Here is a 6156-nt window from a genome sequence, read left to right on the forward strand (position 1 = left end):
ATAGGTCCGTTCAGCTGCCGGGATGGCTGTCGAGCGCGTTTTACGCAATCCGGCGCCGCTACGGGGTGGAGGATCTATGCGTTTTGCGAAGAAATCGACTTTGCTGTCGATCTTTTTTTGTCTCGCATTTTGCTTGCCGGCACTCGCTCAAACTCGAGGCGGCGAAGCCAACGGAACGGTAAGTGACGCGTCTGGAGCCATTGTGCCAGGCGCGACAGTCACGCTCACCAACCAAGGCACTAATATCCAGAACACTACGACCACGAACAACAACGGCTACTTCGTTTTTGTTAACGTGCAGCCGGGTAATTACAAACTCAAGGTGGAGAAGGCGGGATTCAAGGCAGTAGAGTCGAACCTTGTAGTGGCGGTGAATCAGGCGGTGACGCAAAATATGACACTCGACGTCGGCAGCGCTTCCACGACGATCGAGGTTACAGCGCAAGCCCCGGTACTCGACAGTACGACAAGTTCCCTCGGCACGGTCATTGAAGAGAAGACCATTCAGTCTCTTCCGCTGAATGGACGCAACTTCACTCAGCTCCTCACGCTCACGCCGGGCGTTACTCCGGTGTCGACTTCGCAGAACAAGAGTATTGGAGGCGTGGAGGGAAATGTTGGTATTCCCGGATCGGGATTCTCTGATCCTTCTTTCCACGGGCAGGAGAACCGGTCGAAGTTGTACTTCTATGATGGCATCATCAACACCAATATTCGCGGTCCGACATACATCGTCATTCCCAACATCGACATGGTCCAGGAGTTTAAAGTGGTCGGCCAGGATGCCAATGCCGACATGGGCGGCGCCGCAGGCGGCGTAGTGAATATGGTTTCCAAGTCGGGAACAAATAAATTCCACGGCTCCGCCTTTGAATATGTTCGCAATAACGCCTTCGACGCACGCAACGGCTTCACCGATTTTGATGCGGCCGGCAATCCGAAACCCCCGGCGGCTTACCATCAAAACCAGTTCGGCGCGACGATCTCCGGCCCGATCATCCATGACAAAACATTTTTCTCAGCTGGCTATGATGGATGGCGTTTCAGTCAGCCGTCCCAGGGAACTTCATGGGTTCCGACTCCCGCCGAACTGAACGGGGACTTTTCCCAAACCTTCATTTCGGGAACCAGCAATCACATCTATAATCCGTTCTCGACTACCGGAAGCGGTAGTAACCTGACGCGTAGTCGATTCATGTGCGATACGGCCGGGAATCCGCTTGCACCGAATGCGCAAGGAATTCAGCCCGCGGGTACGCCTTGCGACAAGATTCCACAGCAACTGATCAACCCGGCAATGCAGGCTTTCCTGAAGACGTACGTTGGTCAGCCCAACTACGCGAATCCTGCCGACCCGACGCATAATTTCATTCAGAATCGCGCCTCCATCAATAACTCCAACGAGGTGAACGCCAGAGTTGATCACCGCATCAGCCAGCGCGATAACATCTTTCTTCGCTTCACTCAGCAGAACGTTTACACCTACACTCCGATTGGGGAGAACGCCTGGACAGCAGGCGGATCTCCCGGTCGCAATTACGGCGGAGACTACGTCCACACCTTCGGCCCAAGTTTGATCTTTGATTTCCGTGCCGGATACGCGGGCCGACCCGGGGTCGACTCCAGCATGCAGATCCGCAACTCGGCAGGCACCGGCCCGATGACTCAGGCTAGCTTTGCGGACATCGACAAGTACCAAGGCATGCTCGTGACGCTGGCGGCGCCTTGGAATAATGGTGCGGGTGGAAACTCAAATATCGGTATTCGCGGTGATGCGCCTCGCGAGAATCCTACTCGAAGCTTCACTCCCAGCCTCCAGTGGCTCAAGGGCAACCACAACATCAAGACAGGCTTCTGGTACATCGACGCAAAGCGCGTTCAGGACAACACGTTCCAGACGTTCGCGTTCTCGAACACGCAAACCGAGAATCCTGCAAATTCAAGCAATACCGGACTATCGCTAGCTTCCGCGTTACTCGCATTGCCGAACTCAGCAACCGGACAACTCCCTAACCGTGCAGGTGGAGAGGTAGCTTTCAGCTACGCATCTTGGGCTGCCTACATTCAGGATGAATGGAAGATGAGGTCAAATCTCACTTTAAGTCTCGGCCTCCGCTACGACTACCTTACACAGCCGCAGACCACCGATGGGCGACTATGGAACTCCCTCGATCTGCAGCGTCAATTGTGGATCATTGGCGCCACCACGATGCCGGGCCTCTGCAGTGCAGTCGGTCAGGCCCCGTGCATTCCAGACGCCTTTCAGAAAGATCCACACTTTAACAATGTGGTTCTGGCAGGTAAGCAGTTCTTTGCTCCTGGACCCGTGAAGGACAATTGGGGGCCGCGTTTTGGCATCGCATGGCAACTCCATCCCAAGACGGTACTGCGAGCCGGAGCCGGACTGTATTGGGACGCTCTCCCCGCGCGAAGCCAGTATGCGCAGAATGACCTTGAAGCCGAGGTCTGGCCAGATGCAGTGGCCTTCGCAACAGGCAACGTGAACACGGATGGCTCCTTTGTTCCGGGAGCTGCTACGCCGTTTCGATTCTTGAATCAGATCCAGGGAAACTTTCCTGTCACCCTGCCGACAACATCGCCGTGGGCTATCGGCGGATTTAGTGATGATCCGCGTTACAAAGACCCATATGCTTTGCAGTATCACCTGGAAGTCCAGCAGGAGTTGAGCCCCCATTCTATGTTCTCAGTGGCGTATGTAGGAAGCCAGGATGGCAGGCTGCCATGGTCCGGCTTGGCGAATGCGGCCCGACAGGCTTCGCCGAACAGTACCTGCGCCAGCACCGACACTGCATGCAAGAACGCCTACACGGCTGGGATCGACGCTATGCGTCCGATGCCATGGGTAAATATCAACAACTACACGATGAGCATCGCACGATCGAGCTATAACGGACTCGAAACTAAACTGGATCACCGCTTCTCGAATGGACTTAGCTCGCTCGTTTCCTACACCTTCAGCAAATCCATCGATGAGGGTAGCGGATACTTCGGCGTGGAAAACTCGCTTGCAGGCGGAGGCTCAACGGTCCAGAGCTTCTACAATCTCCGCAGCGCGCGTGGTCCTTCAGGCTATGACGTCAGCCACTTTTTCTCATGGGCGAACGTCTATCAGTTGCCCTTTGGCCGTGGTAAGAAGTTCCTCTCCAGCGGCCCGCTCTCGTGGATTCTCGGAAATTGGGAGAGCGATTCAATCCTTCAGGCCCGTTCCGGGATTCCCTACAACCTGCAGGTCAGCGGTGATATCGCTAACCTGAAAGGCAGTGCGCCGAGCATCGGAACCTACGGCAGACCAAACATCATTGCCGATCCGTTCATTGCTGGTCCGGTTATGGCGAACCCCGATCCGAAGTGCCATTCCACCGTCTCTCAGGGCGGCAGCGCTCCCGATTCGGTACTGAACAAGACAAACTACTTCAATCCGTGCGCGTTCACTCAGCCGCAAGGCTCGTTCGGCGATCTTGGACGCAACGCTTTCCGTGGCCCTGCAGTGTGGAACATGGATTTCGCCATGATGAAGAACTTCCCTATCGGCGAAGTTACAAGTATCCAATTGCAGTTCCAGGCGTTCAATGTTTTCAACGTGCAGAATTGGGAGGCGCCTTCGCAGGTTACGATCAATTCCTCAGGTACGACGATCAACTCGAAGGCAGGCCAGATTACCAGCTTGGCTCAGGGCACCACACCTCGAGAGATGCAGTTCGGCTTAAGGTTCGTGTTCTGAGAAGCAGTATTGCCCAACCACTGTCATCCCTCGCGCAACAGCGATGACGTTGCGATTCAAAGCTTTCAAGTTGCTGCGCGGGGGATCTGTTGTTAGCCAAAGTGATAGAAACAGCAGGTCCCCCCGCCGCAACGTCGGAGCTGTGTCTTTGATGTGGGTTCGCTACTTAGCGAGGCGAATAACAGCGTAGGACAGGACTACTTCATTCCCTGGAAGTGAGGCGTTTCACTCTGACCGCAAACGGCAACAACTCGGCGGCATTCCGGCTGGACGGCAGGAATGCTGTCGTCACCGGCGGAGCGAGCGGCATCGGTAGGGCGATCGCGATTAGCTTCGCCGAGGCTGGCGCATCTGTTCACATTCTTGAAGTGGATCAAACGAACGCAGAAGAGACCACGAAGCAGATTCGTAAGGCTGGAGGAAAAGCCCAGTGGACACTCTGCGATGTTTCCAATCAGCAGCAAGTCAATGAACTCTTCGGGAGAATTGCCGGCGCCAGTCCGATCAATATCCTCGTGAACAATGCCGGCGTATCCCATATCGGGAAGCTGGAGAATACGCCGGAGGACGAGTTCGATCGCGTTTATCGCATCAACGTGAAGGGCGTGTACAACTGCATGTACGCCGTTCTCGATTCCATGAAAACTGCCGGTGGAGGCGTGATTCTGAATCTTGCCTCCATTGCCGGACTCGCCGGACTCGCCGATCGCTTCGCGTACAGCATGAGCAAAGGCGCGGTGCTGACCATGACGTATTCGGTAGCTCGCGACTACATTAACCACAACATCCGCTGCAACTGCATCTCCCCTGCCCGCGTGCATACTCCGTTTGTCGACGGCTTTCTACGCAAGAATTATCCCGGCCGTGAGCAGGAGATGATGCAGAAGCTCTCGCAGCTGCAACCGATCGGCCGCATGGGCCAGCCGGAAGAAGTCGCATCGCTGGCGCTGTTCCTGTGCTCCGATGCTGCAGGTTTCATAACGGGAACCAACTATCCAATCGACGGAGGATTTCTGAACCTGCACGGGTAGCCCGCGCGCACGTTCGAAGGCTCCGCGCATGCACGTCGATTCACATCTGCACTTCTGGCGCTATGATCCCGCTCGGGTCTGCCAGGCGGCAACTACCGAGGCATGAAGGCTATCCTCGACGGTCGCACCCAGAGTTTCTCCGTTATGCGCAAAGAAGAGAGTTTTGGAAGGAACGCTGTCCGCTGAATGGATTTGCACATTAAGGACAAAGGTGTAGTCGTGACTGGAGGGGCGAAGGGCATCAGCTGCGCCATTTCACGGGCATGTGCTGACGAGGGTGCGATTCCGGCCATTCTCGATCGCGATTCAGGCGGCTTTGACAGAAATCGAGGGCCTGCTGACCGGAAGCAATCAACGCTGCCTTTGCCTTTCCGCCGAGTTGAGCAAGGCGTACCTGCGGTCGCTCTCGATGGATCCTGTCGATAGTCTTCGAACCTAAGTCATCGATAATTTGGAATCCGGAATGCACGACGTGAATCGAATGCAGCGTAGGAGGCCTGCATTCCATGTCTGTGGTTGTGACCACCGGTTTAGCGTTTCTCATAGGCTGTGCCTTTTTCTCTCGCACGAAGGATCGGAATCAGCAGAAGGAAGAATCGCGGATCTCGGTGGAGGAACTGAGCCAGAGGATCGCCCGGCGTGATTCTTTAATCATCGTGGATCTTCGTCATCCACTCGACGTGCTCGCAGCGCCGCAATTGATTTCCGGCGCAATTCCTGTCAAACCGGATGAGATTGATGCACACGTTGCGAGTATCCCTCGCGATGCTGAGGTCATTTTGTATTGCACATGTCCAAACGAAGAAACGAGTCTGAGCGTACGTGGCCTACTCGTTAAGCGAGGCTTCCAGCATGTCAAAGTGCTAAGCGGCGGACTGCCGGCATGGAAACGAGAACAATTGCCGCTCGAGCCGCTGTATCCAGAATTAGAAAACCAGCTTCGCCAAAAGTCGGCCGCGAAGTGACTCGTAAGGGATCCAGGCCAGAGCATTTAGGTCGAAACATCACCCGAGATCCTTCGGCCAAAGGAAGGCCTTCAGGATGACAGTCGATCGGAAACGAGATCGGATTCGGCGGCGCTCCACGCTAGCAACTTCTGGCTAGGCTGCCGACGCGGTCCTTACGTGAGCAAAATTCCTAAGCAGTTGGAGCACTTGGGCAGATGGAATGTTTTCCTATAACAGGAATTAACGCGAGAATACGTTCCGTCTGGTCCCCGTGTTTCCCGCGGTGTCAACTCACCAATCTACGAAACTCGGCGTGTCGTAGCCTTCCCCCCTTGGTACGCTCCACGAACTCTATTTCACAACGCCGTTCCGGTTTCACCCAAACACATTGCCGCATCACTTCTTCCGTCATAGCGTGAGGGCTCTTTCGATTCTC

The 6156-nt window shown here is 55.2% G+C and carries 4 protein-coding genes; 3 read left to right on the forward strand and 1 reads right to left on the reverse strand.

Annotated elements, in window-relative coordinates:
- Positions 1-76 precede the first annotated feature (76 nt).
- Positions 77-3742, forward strand: a complete 3666-nt coding sequence (locus VFU50_07135; protein HEU5232618.1) for a TonB-dependent receptor — start codon at positions 77-79, stop codon at positions 3740-3742.
- A gap of 215 nt (positions 3743-3957) precedes the next feature.
- The gene (locus VFU50_07140; GenBank protein HEU5232619.1) at positions 3958-4773 is read left to right on the forward strand and encodes a glucose 1-dehydrogenase; all 816 of its coding nucleotides are present in this window, start codon (positions 3958-3960) and stop codon (positions 4771-4773) included.
- 241 nt (positions 4774-5014) lie between these two features.
- Here VFU50_07140 and VFU50_07145 read toward each other — a convergent pair whose 3' ends face one another.
- Positions 5015-5317 carry a hypothetical protein gene (locus VFU50_07145; GenBank protein ID HEU5232620.1) on the reverse strand — a complete coding sequence of 101 codons (303 nt, stop codon included), beginning with the start codon at positions 5315-5317 and terminating at the stop codon, positions 5015-5017.
- Between VFU50_07145 and VFU50_07150 the strand changes: the two genes are divergently transcribed.
- Positions 5280-5738, forward strand: coding sequence for a rhodanese-like domain-containing protein (locus VFU50_07150; protein HEU5232621.1), 459 nt, complete (start codon positions 5280-5282; stop codon positions 5736-5738). The genes VFU50_07145 and VFU50_07150 overlap by 38 nt on opposite strands.
- The last annotated feature ends 418 nt before the right edge of the window (positions 5739-6156 follow it).

This window comes from Terriglobales bacterium, assembly GCA_035764005.1.
In the GTDB taxonomy this organism is placed as follows: Bacteria; Acidobacteriota; Terriglobia; order Terriglobales; family Acidobacteriaceae; genus Gp1-AA112.

Coding starts and splice junctions, on each gene's coding strand:
- VFU50_07135 (HEU5232618.1), top strand. CDS start 77: ATGCGTTTTGCGAAGAAATCGACTTTGCTGTCGATCTTTTTTTGTCTC.
- VFU50_07150 (HEU5232621.1), top strand. CDS start 5,280: ATGTCTGTGGTTGTGACCACCGGTTTAGCGTTTCTCATAGGCTGTGCC.
- VFU50_07145 (HEU5232620.1), bottom strand. CDS start 5,317: ATGAGAAACGCTAAACCGGTGGTCACAACCACAGACATGGAATGCAGG.